Raw genomic sequence first — 15,176 nt, 5'->3', positions numbered from 1 at the left:
GAAAAAGGGAATGGTCTTGCAGGCGAGTTTTGGCTTTGAGTTTCTTCTAGCCGAAGGCCTATAAGATCAAGGAAACTCAAAACAAGATGCCTGAAGCTGCAAGGCCATCCCTTTTGGAATGCAATGGACACGCTTTATTGGTTCAACTTATACAGACAATAATTATTAACACTCGGGTCGAATCTGAATTATAATAAAGACAATAGCAAGAATGGGATACCTGGAACTGTAAAGCAAACAAATGAATAATTAACAATTATAAAATCATCAATAAAGAAGGGGTTATACTGTGATTGTCATTCGGGCAACAAAAAACTTATTAAAAGAATTGAAAATAAATCCAACCGGCATTGATATCTCTGACCCGTTTTTTAGTTGGCATACTAACATCTTCATGCTGAATAGAAGAAAGTGTATCGTATTTATGAATGATCTTTCGCGATTAAGTCTGATGGTAACGGGTATTAGAAGCACTCAATACAAAAATTTAAATGATATATTTTTCAAGGAATTACGGCACTATTTATTGAGTGAAGGAATTGATGAACGGCTGATAGAGTCCTACTTAAATAATGGTAAAGAAATGATCATAACATCTACAAATAATCGAAGCGTGATAAGTACGATGAACGAAATTGTACTAGTATCAAAAGAGATACATAAGGAATTTGCCAACATGAATGATAGAAATAAATGGAACAACACTTTTATATATAAACCGATTGATTATGCCCAGCCGATTGACGTGTTCAGGAAACAACTTGTTAAACAGTTTTGAGACCAGGAGAAATGAGAACATTTATATGACAATGAAAACTATGGCAAAGGTAGCAGTGGCAGCGCTCATCCTCTTCGGGATGAACGGTTTGATTAACTATACACTGATGAAGCCGCTTGACGGCGTGTCGGATACGTTCAACCGTTTTCGCTCCCATTTGGACGATGCCGTATTCATTTTGTTGTTTATATTCATAGCGGTCGTCTTCTGGGCGATGTTTGCCGTTCTCCCCCGGGAGCGCGGTTATCTTGATCTTGGCGTGATCTCGTTTTTGACATCGCTGCAGCTGTTTTGGGATTGGGAGGACAAAGTGTTGTTATTCGGCCCTTTTCCGGAAATTCCTTACGGCTCGTTGGTTATCAAGTACGGTATCGCTTTTCTGGCCTTCTCCTTTATCGCTTATCTGCTGGAAACCGCAAATAGACCGATCACCCGTATGTTCCTGTGGGCGGGCGGAGTGCTTTGGACAACAGTTTTTGCAGCCTTGCTGTTGGCAGTTGACGTTTCCATGCTCGTCGTCCTAAACCTGCTGTTCCTGGGTTACGTTTTCATAAACATGGCGCTCTGCTTAACGCAATTTTTATCTTTATTACGCCGGAAAAAAGATCAACCGGAACTCGGACGGATTGCGGCCGGGTTCGTCTTGTTTTCGATCGTTCTGCTGCCTGATCCGGTGAAAGATTTGCTGGAGGAAATCGAGGGGCACAGTCTCGGTTATCGTATGGTGTATTGGGAGCAATGTCTGGAGGACACATTCCCGTGGGCGCTGCTGGCGCTGTTGGCTGTGTTTGGAACATTGTTTTTCCGCCGGTTCGTCCAGACGATTAAAGACAATAGGTCCGTTTCCGAAGAAATTCGGGCGAAGAACGCCGCCCTGGAACAGGAAGTGGATACCCGGCAGCGTTTAGATCAATTGCTGTCCGTGCTGCTGCGGACCTACCGGGTCGCCGATTGGGAGAAATGCATCATCCGCGAAGGACAACGATATTTCCAGCCGCATACCTTTGCATTGGTGAAGTACGACGAAGCAAAAGGTTTTGTCGGTTTTGAAGGAGCCGACGGACCTGTCTCCCTTGAGGAGGACATTGGCGAGACGCTTCGTTCAAAACGGAATCGGGTTTCCTCCGGAGAGGCGATTATTACTCCCTCCATGGTATTGGGGTCGGCGGGAGGTACGGATGAGACGAGGCTTTTTTTGGCGGTGTATTCAGCGGATGGCGGTCCGATCTTAGTTGAAGAACGAGAAAAATTCGCTTTATTGCTCATGTCTAAATATGTATCGATCTTTTATGAATACTTTCAATTGCTTGAGGGCCGATTAAAGGAAATGGAGCAAAGGCAGGCGGAACGGGCACCCTGGCTGTCCAAGCTGTTTATGCAGATGGCAGAAAAAGAAAGGAAACGGCTGGCTTCCGATCTTCATGACGAAGCGCTGCAGGAATTGCTCCATATCCGCCGAATATTGGATCGAACGCCGGCCGGACAATGGTCGCAGGATGACAAGGAACAGATAAGGCTCGGTTTGGATAACGCCGAGTTCATGATCCGGGAAACATGCCGCGAGCTGATGCCGTCTTTTTTATCCGATCAAGGCGTGCTGCACGCAGTTTCCAAGCTGATGGAGCAGACTCGCCTGCGGGCCGATTTTCAGTTGGATTTCCATGCTCTGCCGATAACTGCATCTCTCAGTGACGAGCAAACAACGGCGATCTATAGAGTCGTACAGGAACTCATCAATAACGCGATGAAGCATTCGGAAGCTAGCCGGGTGACATTGGAGGTCGGGCAGCAGGAAGGAGTTTTGCATATCCGATATTCGGATGACGGAAAAGGCATGGAGCCCGATATCGATTTCGCGTCCACGAATCGTTTCGGATTAAGAGGCATGGCGGAGCGAATCCGTATGATCGGAGGGGAACTGTCGGTACAGTCGGAGCCCGGTCGTGGGGTCATGGTCCGATGTTCCGTACCGGTCTATTGCGTTGAACCGTGAGCTGTAACGGCCGGTTTGGCTGCAATCCGGCAGCATTCAGCATACACGCTAACGAACTATGCATCCAGGTTCAGCCACTTCAATTCGATCCCCTTCATGACCGCTTCCTGGCGGGAGGCCGCACCCAGTTTCTCGAACAGATGGGAGATCACATATTCGACATTGCGCTGACTCATGAAAAGCCGGTCTGCAATCTCTTTATTTTTATATCCCTGAGCGATCAGCTTCAAGACGGCGACTTCTTTATCCGATAATGTCCGGTTCGCGCCCTTGGCTTCCAAGTACGGGTCGAAGTAGCGGCCTTCTTTGCTTCTCAACTGTCTGGCGAGATGAACGGGAATAACGGTTAGTTGCTGTAGGGCCAATTGAAGACTGACGATGAATTCATGTTCGCCGAGAGATTTCTCTACGATGCCGGTTACCCCCAGCTCGATCAGCCGGTCGTAATGCTCCGAGATGTCCTCGCCGGTCAATATGACGATCGTCGCGTCCGGGTCGCGCTGCAAGGTAGCTTCCGTTAATTCGAAGCCATTCATCCCCGGCAGTTTCAGATCATACACGTACAGATCGAAAGAGGATTGATCCATCCACCCAAGCGCTTGCGTTCCGCTTGACGCGGTCGTCACATGGAAGCCGTTTTTTTCGAGAATGATGGCGGTTCCTGCCAAAAACGTCCGGTGATCGTCTACCAATAATATATGTTTCACAACGGATTCCCCCACATGACACTCCCTTGAGAATTACTTTATTATACCATACCGGTCGTTTTGAGACACCGCAACTGTTCCCGGAGAGACCGAAAAAACATCCTTCGGTACCGAAGAAAAGTTTTGCGCGGTTTTTCCTCGTTCTTTCGGTGAGCTTCCTGCAATCGCCATGTTACGATAGACGCATGACGATCGAAAAGGGGATGCAAAATGAAGCGGTTGATCTATCTGGATCGGTTAAAAGTATTCATGACGGCGCTGGTTGTGCTTCACCATACGGCGATCATTTATGGCGGGTCGGGAAGCTGGTCTTATTACGAGCATCAGGACAATATTGCGGTTAACACGCTGCTGACGATCTTTACGGCTGTCAACCAATCGTTTTTTATGGGTTTGTTCTTTTTCATTTCCGGTTTTGTGACGCCTGCTTCCTACGATCGCCAAGGGGTTAGCCGTTTCCTTAAGGCGCGCCTGTTTCGGTTCGGTATTCCGCTGTTGTTTTTTATGCTGGTGATCGCTCCGCTTCTGCGGTATGTAGCCACGGGCTATAAAGGTTCGCTGGGGAAATTCATAAAAGAGGAGGTTATCCTTCATCCGCTTCGGGGTATAATCGAATTTGCAATCGGACCGTTGTGGTACTTGGTCGCACTGCTGCTGTTCTTCACCGGATATGCCGGTTTTCGTCTGCTGATCAATGGCAAACTCCGCAGCGAACCTCTGGCCTTAACGCCGCATCTGGTAGCATGTTATGTTGTGACCGTTACCGCGGCGAATTTTATTGTGCGCTTGGTATATCCTGTCGGAACCGAAGTGTTGAATCTGCAATTGGCCTATTTTCCGGCCTACATTGGCTTATTCATGGCGGGCATTGCTGCCTATCGCGGGAACTGGCTGCAGCAGCTCACCGCAGACGCGGCCCGGAAATGGAAATGGACGGCCATTATACTGATCGTCCTGATGATTGCGGGGATGGCGCTTGGAGGAGCAATGGAGGGCGATATTTCATTGTTCATGGGAGGAATGCATTGGCAAGCGGCTTTTTATTCCATAATCGATCCGTTGATGGGGTTGGGGATTTCCTACGCACTGTTGGTGTGGTTTCGCGAGCGCTGGAACGGACCGGCAAACAGGTTAACCGGATGGCTGGCCGCCAATGCGTTTCTCGTTTATATCATTCATGCGTTTTTTGTGACCTATACAGCCTTTGCGCTTCGTTTTCTGGCCTGGAGTCCGATCGTGAAATTCGTATTGGTCGGTTGCGCCGCAGTCATGCTTTCTTATACGGCAGCATCACTCATTCGGCGGATTCCCGGCGTAAAGAAGGTGGTTTGAACGTCACAAGGAAATAGGGAATTATACCCGTATTCAACTCGTTCAGCTTTGCTGAACATCGGGGAATCAGATGGGGACTCTACCCCACCTGATTCAAGGCCCACCTTAGAGGCGGGGGTCTTAGCCCGATAAAGTCGTAATCGGATAAACTACGCGCGACTTGAGCGCATCGCCTTTAAATGCTTTATACTGGCGTCGTTCATGAATTTTTTATATTCATCTGATTCGACTGCATAGAGCGCCACTTTGCCCTGCGCATCATGATGAATACCCCAACCGTAACGCTTGCACAAAGACGAGGCACGAAGACAGGGCTGCCCTTTGGAGAAAAACTTCTCACGCGCGGCTTGCCTTTGCGCCTCCATTATTTTGTTGCGCTGAGCAAATACGCCAAATAGCACATCTTCCTGCGTGTATTGGTAGGGATGATTCGCAATCATCTCGTACTCCAAAAGAGGTATGGTCTTAGCGTCACCTTTTGCTTTTGGGAGCTCAGCCACTCTGACAGGGCAGTCTTCGGCAACTTCAATAAAAGTACCGTAATAATTCATATCTTTCATGGTGTAACCCGTGAGAACCTGAATGTTATACCGAATGTATTCTTGTACCAAGACAATGGCTTTTGAATGGCTTCTGCAGGGATTTTATTGAACATAATTGTTTCGAGCATAAATAACCTTCCCTCCGTTAATTATTTAACCCTCTATATAAGTTGAACCAAAGAAACCCACGTGCGTGTAAAGCAATAGAACATACATAATCCAGCAGATGATTTTGCTCCAGTAAAACGAAATTCCTACAATAATGCAGGCTTTTTTTATCGAAATGACTTGTTCATAAGGAATTCCTGCAAATATGCAGGTGTTCTCACGGATTATGGATCGATCAGAAGCGGAAGCGGAGAAAACATGCAGTTTCTCAGGAATTTAATCACGCGAATTGATGAGCAGAAGAAAAGATGTACAATGGCAGTTTTTCCTATCATCCTTTCTCAATCGTTGCTTTGGAATAAATCCTTTCCAATGAAACGAAACCATTAGTTCAACTTATATAGTTGCCTCTCAAAAATTATTATTCGCTACAGCTATTAAATTTCCTTTTCCTCACAGTGATGTTTGCTTCGTCCTTTTGCTTCCGGTAACGATCCGCACTGGAGGAAACATCGTCCAATATGGACCGGATATTCGGACATCGAACGTTCCGAGCTCAAAGAGAGCATCCGCGTATTCCCGCGAATGTTGGAAGTCGAGGATCGCCACCCGGCCTCCCGGTTTCAATACCCGCATCATTTCGCTTAATGCTTTACGCCGCTCCTCACGATTGTAAATATTATGGACAGCCAAACAGGAAACGAGCACGTCGAAATGGGCGTCGGGAAACGGAATGGCTCGCATGTCGCCGTTCACCACTTCAACGCGTTCGGCTACCCCTTCCAGCCGGGCGTTCTCCTTGGTCGCTTCCGGGTCGTTGCCCGATTGGTCCTGTTTGTTCCAGATGTCGATGCCGTACGCTTTCCCCATCGGCAATCTGCGTGCCGCCGCGGTCAAGACCAAGCCTCTGCCGCAACCGACGTCAAGCAGCAACTCGTCCCCGCGAAGCTGAACGAGGTCGAGCAATTTCTCCCGCATACGGTATTTCCCAATTTTACTGCTCCATATCATATACAGCGATTCGACGATTACGACCAGGAACGAGATCAGCAGAACAGTGCCGATTGTCGCGCCAAGCCAGTGCAATCTTTCCGGAAAAACAAAAAACGCCGCAATGCCGATAATCAGAAAGCCAATTCCGAGGAGCGCCAGGTTGCGGACAACTTTTGGAGCGTCGATGCCGTAGTTTCCTCGATGATATCGGGCTTCAGCCATCCTCCATTCCTCCCTTTGCGAAATCGCGCCATTTTTTTCAAACGCAGACCGAACTCCAATCTTCATGCAAGAAAATGGAAAAATAATGAAAATAAGGGAAAACCCTAACCGTTAGTTCCATGATAGAGAGCGTTAGGCTAATTCGTCAAGCTTGAATATGCTCCCAAGCTGCAAATCAATTAATGCGAGGCAGGGATGGATGGAACATTGCGGTTGCTTTCGGGAAACTTAATCTTTAGTTGCCCTATGCTGGTTCGTTCATAAAATATTCATCAATTCTCTTATTTTCTCTCCTGGAAATGCTATTATGAAATGAGGTGTACCCAAGGGGGCGAAAAAATCGTTATGCTCGAGCATTCCAAAACAAACAGTACGGCAAAAAATACGACGACCGGCCGGGGCCCTGCCCAACAGCAGCGATCCGAGGAGATGGCGGCAATGGGCAGCGCTTCAGGGATGAGGCCAATGGCATTGTCCAATGAAAACGTTTTGTATATGCATCGGGTTATCGGCAATCAGGCTGTACAGCGAATGCTATCCCCTTCGCATCGTGCGGACAAGTCAGCTATTCAACGAGCTCCTGTTGCTGTCGCCGCCCCTCCTTTGACAACGGATGCTTCCGAGGCAGCCCCGGCCGTAGTTTCGGGTGATGTTGAACTTGGATCTGGCGGGCCGGCATTGGCTGGACCAGCGGCTGCGGGACCTGCAGCTCCTGCAGCTTCTGCCGAAGCAAAGGCGCGACCGGAGTCTCCCAAGGATTTGAGCAATTTTTCCAACTATCATGTAGTTTACAAATGGCTGAAGGCCCGGGCGGAAACGGAAAAGAAGAGCGGGCTGTTCGGATATTTTGACGATCTTTCTGCCGGTGAAAAAATGTTCGCGATTAAAGCTATGTGCAACAATGAGCGCTCTCCCAGTATTGAGAAGGTGAGAGACACCATGCTGACCGGTGTTTTCACTAAGACGCTGGATTGGGACCGGTTCTCTGAAATCAGCCGTGAAGCGAAAGCTAAAAACATTAAGAACTATAACGCCGATGGTACGCGCGATTATGCCTCCTATACCGCAATCGGAACCTCCGCGGCGGCGGGCGGAGTATCGGGAAGCGCCACGATAAGCAGCGGTCTGGGGGCCGGCGGAGCCTTAGGCGTAGCCAATTCGGTTGCACCCGCGGCAGGCGCGCTTAGCGGTGTAGCTTCCATATCGCAAATTTATAACGCTTCGCAAAATTACGACTCCAGCCTGTCTGCAGTCGAAAAAGCGCAGTTGGCCGGTACCGAAGCTTCCGGGGGCGCAGCCGATCTAACCCGATTTTCGGCAGGCACGGTGAACAGCGCAAGAACGTTGGGCGGCATGGCTGCCAGTGGAGCGGCCACTATTGCGGCAGGCACGGCCGGGGTGATCGGAGGCGCCGCTTATTTGGCGGGCGGAGTTGCAGGTTACATAGAAAGCGGCAAAAACCAGAGGAACCTGAATAACCTTGAAAATAAATTCAATTCCAAATCCGAGACGGATCAGCATCAGCGGGATCTGAGTCTGGCTGCACATCTCGGCGGCTCCACCCAGGCGATGAATAAGAGCAAGAGCGCCACTACGGCCGCCAAAGGAGCTCTTATGATTGCAGGAGGCGCCGTGCTGTTGGCTGCAGCGGCGTCGCCGGCCGGACCTATCCTGCTGGCGGCAGCAGCGATTATCGGCGGGATCGGGGCGCTCGTCAAATTTTACAAGAAATCGAAACGTAAGGAAGCTTTTGTCGATAAAGCGCTGAATCTGGATAAAGAAATGGCCAAGCCGGAACATGCGGGACTTAAAAAGGAGCAGGTACGGCAACAATTGCTTGAGGCCCAGGGCTTCAACAATGTCGACCAGTGCTACGCGCAGCTCGTAACCGACCTCGCTTCCATGCTGTATGAAGGAGGGGTTCTCGGCCAGGATGAAGAGTGCCAATCCGTAATTGAAGGTCTTGGACTTAAGGTCGATAAGGCCAAGAAAAAGCCGGGAAAAGATCTGATCGCCAAAAAACTGCACACGTAACACAAGATTCGGTAGGGGGTATTTTTCATGGCGTCCTTTTACGATTATCCAATCTCTTTTCTCCGTCAGTTTCAGCAGTACTATAATGAACGCAAAATCGTAAACCATTGGGCCGAGCCGACCCAAGATTCGCCTTATCCTTCTTTAATTTTACGGTTTGATGAGATTGGCGAGCGAAGCTCCCTAATTGATCTGGAGCTTTGTTTTTTGCCGGGTCTCGAATCGTTCTCCCAGGAAGGGATTTATATTTTACAATCTTTTGCAGTGATCAAGAACAACGTTCCTTCCGAAGCTCATAACAAGCTGATGACGGAAATAGTTAAAATCAACATCCAACTTCCGCTCGGCGGGTTTGGCTTGTTTAAGGATACCGGCGTGCTCTATTTTAAACATAATACGATCCAAAATCGCGAATGGCTTGGCAGCCAGATTGCTATGGAGCATTTTGATCGCCAAAACGCCCTCATTGTTCATCAATTGTACCTGTTCATCGACACGTTGCTGAATTTGGCCGAGGATTCGAACTTTAAACTTTAGACTCAGAATATAGGAAGTTTTGATGAATCTCCGCTAGCCGATTGACTTGGCGGAGATTTTGTCATTTGTATATAGTTTTCCCATTTAAAAAAATCGGTTATTATATTGTAGAGTGAAATAAAAATAGAAAGTGGGATTAATCGTGGGACGTAAGTGGAATAACATTAAAGAGAAGAAAGCCTCTAAAGATGCAAATACAAGTCGAATTTATGCTAAGTTCGGACTTGAAATTTATGTAGCGGCAAGGAAGGGTGAGCCGGACCCTGAAGCGAATCGCGCTTTGAAAGTTGTACTCGAACGGGCCAAAACTTATAATGTACCGAAAGCGATTATTGACCGCGCTCTCGATAAAGCAAAAGGCAGCTCGGATGAAATTTATGAGGAGCTTCGTTATGAGGGCTTCGGACCTAACGGTGCGATGGTCATTGTGGACACCCTGACGAATAACGTGAACCGTACAGCTTCAAGCGTACGCGCAGCCTTCAGTAAAAATGGCGGCAATATGGGTGTGAACGGATCCGTCGCTTACATGTTCGATGCAACAGCTGTCATCGGTATTGAGGGCAAGAGCGTCGATGATATCATGGAAATTATGCTGGAAGCGGATGTGGACGTTCGCGACATTGTCGAAGAAGACGGCGTCGTCATGGTATACGCCGATCCGGAGCAGTTCCATGCCGTTCAGGAATCGTTCAAACAGGCAGGAATTACGGAGTTTGCCATTGCTGAACTGACGATGTTGGCTCAAAACAATGTCGCATTGCCTGAAGAAGGACAAGCCCAATTCGATAAGTTGATCGATGCTTTGGAAGATTTGGAGGATGTGCAGCAGGTATATCATAATGTGGAATAATGCAAAAAAGGACACAACTTTTTTGACCCGTGCGTCGCGCGGGTTTGTAGTTTTGCTAACAACCGGAAAGACAGCTAATAAAAGGACTGCCCGACGATTTTTTTTCGGGCAGTTTTTCGTTTTTTTCGAATGGAAAGCTTGAGAAATCGGGCTTTTATTTTTTGAAGTGCAGCGAATTTTTCGCAATGCGTATAAAATGATTGGCGGCGTTCGAAAGCTTCCTTCCTTTTTTATAAGCTGCAACGTAGCTGCGAGTCGTATTCTCGGCCATAATACGGCAATAGGTCGGCTGTTCGCCCGGGGTCGAGGAGCCAACCAGAATCTCGGGTACAAACCCAACCCCCATGCCGGTGGCGACCAAGGCATTTATCGTATCCCAGTTCATCGTCTCGAATACGATATGCGGTGTAAATCCGGCTTCGCTGCAAAGGCGCATTCCCATGGGGGTAAATTTTTGTTCGCTTTTGAGAAAGAGAAACGGTTCATACTGTGCCAGCCTTAAATCGATAAATGGCAGTCCCTCGGACATGGCAGGGGTCAAATATGCGTTAAGCCCATGGCTTTTAGGTATGGCAAAAAGAATTTGCTCTTGGTAAATAGGCTGATACTCAATCTCCTTATGGGAAATGGGGAGCGGAATCATACAAAAATCCACTTCGTCGTTGATGATGAGCTGCTCGAGGATGGCGGAATGCTTCTCCATAATGTCCAGCTTGACCGTTGGGTACTGCTTATTGAATGCGGGTATGATCCAGGGGAGATAGTGGTAGCTGTAGAACGGCGAAATCCCGATCCGCAAGTTTTCCTCTCGCGTATTGGCGAGTGCGGAAATTTCCTGCGTTAAGCGCATGCTTTTATTCATAATCTCGCTGCCCTCTTTCATAAACAGCTCTCCGGCGCTTGTCAGCTTGACGGTATTGTTTTCCCGGAAAAACAAGGGGGCGTGCAGCTCTTGTTCCAATTTTTTAATGCACTGGCTCAATGCAGGCTGGCTGATCGAAAGCTTTTGAGCGGCTTTGGAGAAGCTTAATTCTTTGGCTACGGTTAGCGCGTACTGAATATCGCGTAATTGCATGCTCTCACCATTCCTATAATTAAATGTTATAGGTATATTGTATAAAATTATCCTGAAGAGATCAATATGCATTAATAAAACAAAATATTTACAATTAACTGTTAAAAAATGATGATTTTATGTCTGGAATCGACATTTAAACATATAATATTTACATTTCCCCATTTACAAAATGTTAACTCGACGTCTGGAAATAATGACTTATAATAAAAATGTATACTTCACGTGAAAGGAGAGACGGAGGAAATAGGAGAGGTTGTGGGCTGTTAGATGGGAACTTTGGTCGCACTCGAGGGCGACGGAGCTTAGCTAACATGCGGGAGTGCATTAATTGCTTGTAATTATGTCCTCCATGGATCGGATCGCAGCATTTTTGGCCGTTTGTTCTTTATGGAAGAAAGCATTATACAAATTTGAGGTGATGATATGTCTGCTGCGAAGCTGAGGGAGAACACGGCGGGATACGTCCTGTTGCTTCCTTCGCTGCTCATTTTGCTTGTGTTTGTAATCGTTCCGATTTTTTACAGTGCAGGCTTAAGCCTGTTTTCATGGGACATGATGAGGCCGTCGCCCCTTTTTATAGGATTGGATAATTACATGAACTTATTTCAAAACAAAAGCTTTTATAACTCGCTGCTTCGAACGCTGCTTTATGCGGTCATGACGGTTCCGGCCTCCATGATCTTGTCGCTTGGATTCGCTCTGCTGCTCGATAAGGGACTCCGTCTGGCGCTTTCGATATACCGCTCATTGTTTTTTGCGCCAATTGTCACTTCTACAGTAGCCATTTCTGTCGTATGGATGTTTATTTATCACCCCGATTACGGTATGGCTAATGCAGTGTTGAAATGGGTTGGACTGGAGCCGCTGCGATGGTTGAATGATTCCAGGACGGCTTTGATTTCTTTGGCCATTATGGCCATTTGGAAGCATATCGGGTTTTGTGTCGTTATTTATTTGGCAGGCCTGCAAGGGATTCCGACCGATATCGAAGAAGCGGCAAAGATGGACGGTGCCGGCCTTACTCGCATTTTATTGAGCATCAAGCTTCCATTGTTGACGCCGACGGTTTTCTTTCTTCTTATTTATTTGACGATTGAGCAGCTGCAGACATTTACTCAAATCGATGTCATGACGAAAGGCGGACCGGCCGGAAGCACGGAGCTTATTGTCATGCATCTGTGGAATTATGCGTTCGAGCGGTTCCAGATGGGGTATGCTTCAGCCATTGCCATGGTCTTGCTCGGCATTATTCTTTTACTGACATGGGTGCAAATGAGATTAGTCGGCCGCAAGGTCCATTATCAATAAACGAGTGAGGTGGAAAACAAGTGAATGGTTCGACCGGGCTAATAAGCCGATTATCCGCTTCCCGCAATCGAATTAAAGGCATTCAAGGCAGTTCTTCCATGGTCGTAAGACATTTAGCGTCGATCTTTAAACATCTGCTTCTGATTGGCGCGTCGCTCGTCATGGCATTTCCATTCATCTGGATGTTTATCAGTTCATTGAAGCAGCCGGATGAAATATTCGGCGGGGGACTCTTGAGCTTGCCGAGCGCATGGCACTGGAGCAATTACGTACAAGCATGGCACAGAGCACCGTTCGACCGGTTTTTTATAAACAGTTTAGTGGTCTCCGTCTCTACGGTAGCGGGTCAATTAATTACATGCAGCATGGCGGCTTACGCATTTGCGTGCGTCGATTTCAAAGGAAAGCATGGCTGGTTTCTCGTATTCATTGCTACAACGATGATTCCTTTCGAGTCGACTATGATTCCTTCTTATCTTGTGGTCAAGTCTCTGGGGCTGATCAATACGCATCTGGCGCTTATTTTACCGGGTTTGACGAGTGTGTTCGGCATCTTTTTGCTAAGGCAGTTCTTTTTAACGATCCCGAAGGATTTGCTCGATGCGGCCAAAATCGATGGCTGCTCGCATTTTACGGTATTGTTCCGAATTGTGCTGCCCTTGTCTCAAACCATTTTGGCGACGCTCAGTCTGTTTGCTTTTATTCATTCGTGGAATAACTACTTGTGGCCGCTGCTCGTGACGAATACGACGCAGATGCGCACGGTGCAAATTGGCCTCAGATATATGATCGACAAGGAGTTAGGGACGCAGTGGCCCCAACTGCTCGCTGCATCTACTTTTGTTATTTTGCCGATTTTGGCGCTGTTCTTGTTCCTGCAAAAATATTTTGTTCGAGGTATGGTCACGAGCGGATTGAAGTAACTAGTCAAGGCGGAGGATCGGGTTAATTTTATGATTTTTATATAATTAATTATATTAAATAATAACATCATTAATGAAAGGAAGAGAAGTATGAAAAAGAACTTAGTATTGACGGTGGCGGCTTTATTGGCTATTTTATCCGGCTGCGGAGGGCAGGGAGGCACCGGCTCACAGGAAGCTGCGCAAGGATCTGCACAAGGATCACCTCCTGCAAACGGGCCTATTACGCTCAAGCTGTGGTCGACGGAACAAGATTTGCTGAAAGGCTATATGGATGCGTTCCAAGCGGCGAATCCGAATATTAAGGTAGAAGTCGAGTTCATGGGCGATTACGATGAAATGGCCAAAAAAGTTCAAGCCGGAATCGTATCCAACAGCCTCCCTCATGTCGTACAATTGGGCCAAAGGCATGCGATACCGCAAATCGCGGACAGCGGAAGACTTTTGCCGATCGAGAGCTTTATGTCCAAGGAAGAGATCGGTCAAATCTTGCCGGGATTTTGGCAGCGGTACACGTATAAAAGCCAGAAATGGGTCATTCCTTTTCAAAGCAGCACCCCGGTCATGTATTATAATAAAACGATGCTGGACAAGCAGGGATTGAAGGTGCCGGATACTTGGGACGAGCTGATCGAAACAGGTAAAAAGCTGAGCGGTAATGGCAATTGGGGACTAAACTTGAACAGCGACAGTCCGTGGTATTTCCAAGCTATGGTATGGAATCGCGGCGGGCAATTGATCAAGCCGGACGGTACGCCTAATGTCAATAGCAAAGAAGTGGTTGCGACACTGAAATCGGTTCAAGATGCCGTTCACGTAACCAAAATTATGCCGCAAAATCAAATTAAAACATCGGGCGAGGATTTCGTAGCGGGCAAGCTGGCCATGCTGTTCCGTTCCGGAGCATCGCTTGCCGCGTTGAAAAAACAGGTCGGGGACAAATTCGAAATTGGCGTCGCGTATTTGCCGAAGGTAAGCGAACGATGGGTACCCATTGGAGGCAACGGTCTGGGCATATTCAAATCCGATAAAGCTCATGAGGAAGCGGCCTGGAAGCTGGTATCCTTTCTGACGAGCCCGGATATTACTGCCAAAAACTCTATGCGTACGGGGTATATACCGGTTCACAAGGCAGCCTACGAATTGCCCGATTTCAAGGAGCACTTAACGAAGGATCCGAACTTTAAGGTTGCCATCGATCAAACCCAATATTTGCGGGGAGAAGGCATTCATCCGGCCGATGCGCTCATATGGTCCGGTATCGTCAAAGCGATTGAGACGGTGCACAACGATCCAAAGGCGGATCCGCAAAAGGTAATGGACTTGCTGCAAGCCGAAGTCACCGATTATATGAAGTCTTATAAGTAAAGCTTCTGACCGAAGCCCTTCCGAAGAAGATACATTCGTGTTTTAGATGTAGCTTTTCTTGCAATATCAGAATGGTTCAGCTCCGCTGAAAGCATATAAATTCTGCCCTGAAAATTAATACGTCGTTGTATCGTTAGAACGCCGAACCGGCGTACCATTAGAGCCGTTTTTGGCAATAGGAAACTAGACCCCAGTAATTGCTTTTTTAAAATTTTAAAAAATGACTTACACGCCTTGTTCTTGAATGGTAACCGTAAGACCAAGGGATTCTAATCTCTTGACCGAATTGGTTATCAAGGTGTCGCGCTTTCGCTTGTCAAAGTAATCAAAGCCAAGCTCTTCGTACTCTTGTTTTCGCGTTAACAAGACATGTACGATGGTTAAAATGGTAAAAATGGTA

Annotated in this window: 13 protein-coding genes; 9 read left to right on the top strand and 4 right to left on the bottom strand. The window is 47.4% G+C overall.

Features of this window, described 5'->3' with window-relative positions; translation table 11 throughout:
- Positions 1-289: 289 nt before the first annotated feature.
- Positions 290-778, top strand: coding sequence for a DUF6933 domain-containing protein (locus E1757_RS35735; RefSeq protein WP_165972063.1), 489 nt, complete (start codon positions 290-292; stop codon positions 776-778).
- A 25-nt stretch (positions 779-803) separates the two neighbouring features.
- Positions 804-2,771, top strand: a complete 1,968-nt coding sequence (locus E1757_RS10575) for a sensor histidine kinase (RefSeq protein WP_165972062.1) — start codon at positions 804-806, stop codon at positions 2,769-2,771.
- A gap of 56 nt (positions 2,772-2,827) precedes the next feature.
- On the opposite strand, the gene E1757_RS10570 is transcribed toward E1757_RS10575, so the two are convergent.
- The gene (locus tag E1757_RS10570; protein ID WP_165972061.1) at positions 2,828-3,478 is read right to left on the bottom strand and encodes a response regulator transcription factor; all 651 of its coding nucleotides are present in this window, start codon (positions 3,476-3,478) and stop codon (positions 2,828-2,830) included.
- Positions 3,479-3,688: 210 nt separating this feature from the next.
- Between E1757_RS10570 and E1757_RS10565 the strand changes: the two genes are divergently transcribed.
- Positions 3,689-4,810, top strand: a complete 1,122-nt coding sequence (locus tag E1757_RS10565) for an acyltransferase family protein (RefSeq protein ID WP_133227582.1) — start codon at positions 3,689-3,691, stop codon at positions 4,808-4,810.
- Between the two features lie 149 nt (positions 4,811-4,959).
- On the opposite strand, the gene E1757_RS10560 is transcribed toward E1757_RS10565, so the two are convergent.
- Both E1757_RS10560 and E1757_RS10555 read right to left on the bottom strand, forming a co-directional pair.
- On the bottom strand, positions 4,960-5,370 hold the full coding sequence (locus E1757_RS10560; RefSeq protein ID WP_133227580.1) for a DUF6157 family protein: 411 nt from the start codon (positions 5,368-5,370) through the stop codon (positions 4,960-4,962).
- A 543-nt stretch (positions 5,371-5,913) separates the two neighbouring features.
- The gene (locus E1757_RS10555) at positions 5,914-6,675 is read right to left on the bottom strand and encodes a class I SAM-dependent methyltransferase (RefSeq protein WP_133227578.1); all 762 of its coding nucleotides are present in this window, start codon (positions 6,673-6,675) and stop codon (positions 5,914-5,916) included.
- A gap of 345 nt (positions 6,676-7,020) precedes the next feature.
- Here E1757_RS10555 and E1757_RS10550 point away from each other — a divergent pair, with 345 nt between their 5' ends.
- From E1757_RS10550 to E1757_RS10540, 3 genes are all read left to right on the top strand, one after another.
- Positions 7,021-8,709 (top strand): hypothetical protein, encoded by a 1,689-nt coding sequence (locus E1757_RS10550; RefSeq protein WP_133227576.1) that lies wholly within the window; start codon positions 7,021-7,023, stop codon positions 8,707-8,709.
- A 27-nt stretch (positions 8,710-8,736) separates the two neighbouring features.
- On the top strand, positions 8,737-9,246 hold the full coding sequence (locus tag E1757_RS10545; protein ID WP_133227574.1) for a hypothetical protein: 510 nt from the start codon (positions 8,737-8,739) through the stop codon (positions 9,244-9,246).
- Between the two features lie 142 nt (positions 9,247-9,388).
- The gene (locus E1757_RS10540) at positions 9,389-10,099 is read left to right on the top strand and encodes a YebC/PmpR family DNA-binding transcriptional regulator (protein ID WP_133227572.1); all 711 of its coding nucleotides are present in this window, start codon (positions 9,389-9,391) and stop codon (positions 10,097-10,099) included.
- Between the two features lie 154 nt (positions 10,100-10,253).
- On the opposite strand, the gene E1757_RS10535 is transcribed toward E1757_RS10540, so the two are convergent.
- The gene (locus E1757_RS10535) at positions 10,254-11,174 is read right to left on the bottom strand and encodes a LysR family transcriptional regulator (RefSeq protein ID WP_165972060.1); all 921 of its coding nucleotides are present in this window, start codon (positions 11,172-11,174) and stop codon (positions 10,254-10,256) included.
- Between the two features lie 426 nt (positions 11,175-11,600).
- Between E1757_RS10535 and E1757_RS10530 the strand changes: the two genes are divergently transcribed.
- The 3 genes from E1757_RS10530 (at position 11,601) to E1757_RS10520 (ending at position 14,776) form a co-directional block, all read left to right on the top strand.
- Positions 11,601-12,485, top strand: coding sequence for a carbohydrate ABC transporter permease (locus E1757_RS10530; protein ID WP_133227568.1), 885 nt, complete (start codon positions 11,601-11,603; stop codon positions 12,483-12,485).
- A 20-nt stretch (positions 12,486-12,505) separates the two neighbouring features.
- Complete coding sequence (locus E1757_RS10525; protein WP_133227566.1) at positions 12,506-13,408, top strand: carbohydrate ABC transporter permease; 903 nt, start codon at positions 12,506-12,508, stop codon at positions 13,406-13,408.
- A gap of 90 nt (positions 13,409-13,498) precedes the next feature.
- A complete protein-coding gene (locus E1757_RS10520) occupies positions 13,499-14,776 on the top strand; it encodes an ABC transporter substrate-binding protein (protein WP_133227564.1) in 1,278 nt (425 codons plus the stop codon).
- Positions 14,777-15,176 lie beyond the last annotated feature (400 nt).

Source organism: Paenibacillus piri (assembly GCF_004354045.1).
In the GTDB taxonomy this organism is placed as follows: domain Bacteria; phylum Bacillota; class Bacilli; order Paenibacillales; family NBRC-103111; genus Paenibacillus_S; species Paenibacillus_S piri.
The sequence above is the reverse complement of the archived record's forward strand: the minus strand, read 5'-3'. Positions and strand labels throughout refer to the sequence as shown.

Coding starts and splice junctions, on each gene's coding strand:
- E1757_RS10565 (WP_133227582.1), top strand. CDS start 3,689: ATGAAGCGGTTGATCTATCTGGATCGGTTAAAAGTATTCATGACGGCG.
- E1757_RS10550 (WP_133227576.1), top strand. CDS start 7,021: ATGCTCGAGCATTCCAAAACAAACAGTACGGCAAAAAATACGACGACC.
- E1757_RS10575 (WP_165972062.1), top strand. CDS start 804: ATGACAATGAAAACTATGGCAAAGGTAGCAGTGGCAGCGCTCATCCTC.
- E1757_RS10535 (WP_165972060.1), bottom strand. CDS start 11,174: ATGCAATTACGCGATATTCAGTACGCGCTAACCGTAGCCAAAGAATTA.
- E1757_RS10555 (WP_133227578.1), bottom strand. CDS start 6,675: ATGGCTGAAGCCCGATATCATCGAGGAAACTACGGCATCGACGCTCCA.
- E1757_RS10520 (WP_133227564.1), top strand. CDS start 13,499: ATGAAAAAGAACTTAGTATTGACGGTGGCGGCTTTATTGGCTATTTTA.
- E1757_RS10545 (WP_133227574.1), top strand. CDS start 8,737: ATGGCGTCCTTTTACGATTATCCAATCTCTTTTCTCCGTCAGTTTCAG.
- E1757_RS10560 (WP_133227580.1), bottom strand. CDS start 5,370: ATGAAAGATATGAATTATTACGGTACTTTTATTGAAGTTGCCGAAGAC.
- E1757_RS10530 (WP_133227568.1), top strand. CDS start 11,601: ATGTCTGCTGCGAAGCTGAGGGAGAACACGGCGGGATACGTCCTGTTG.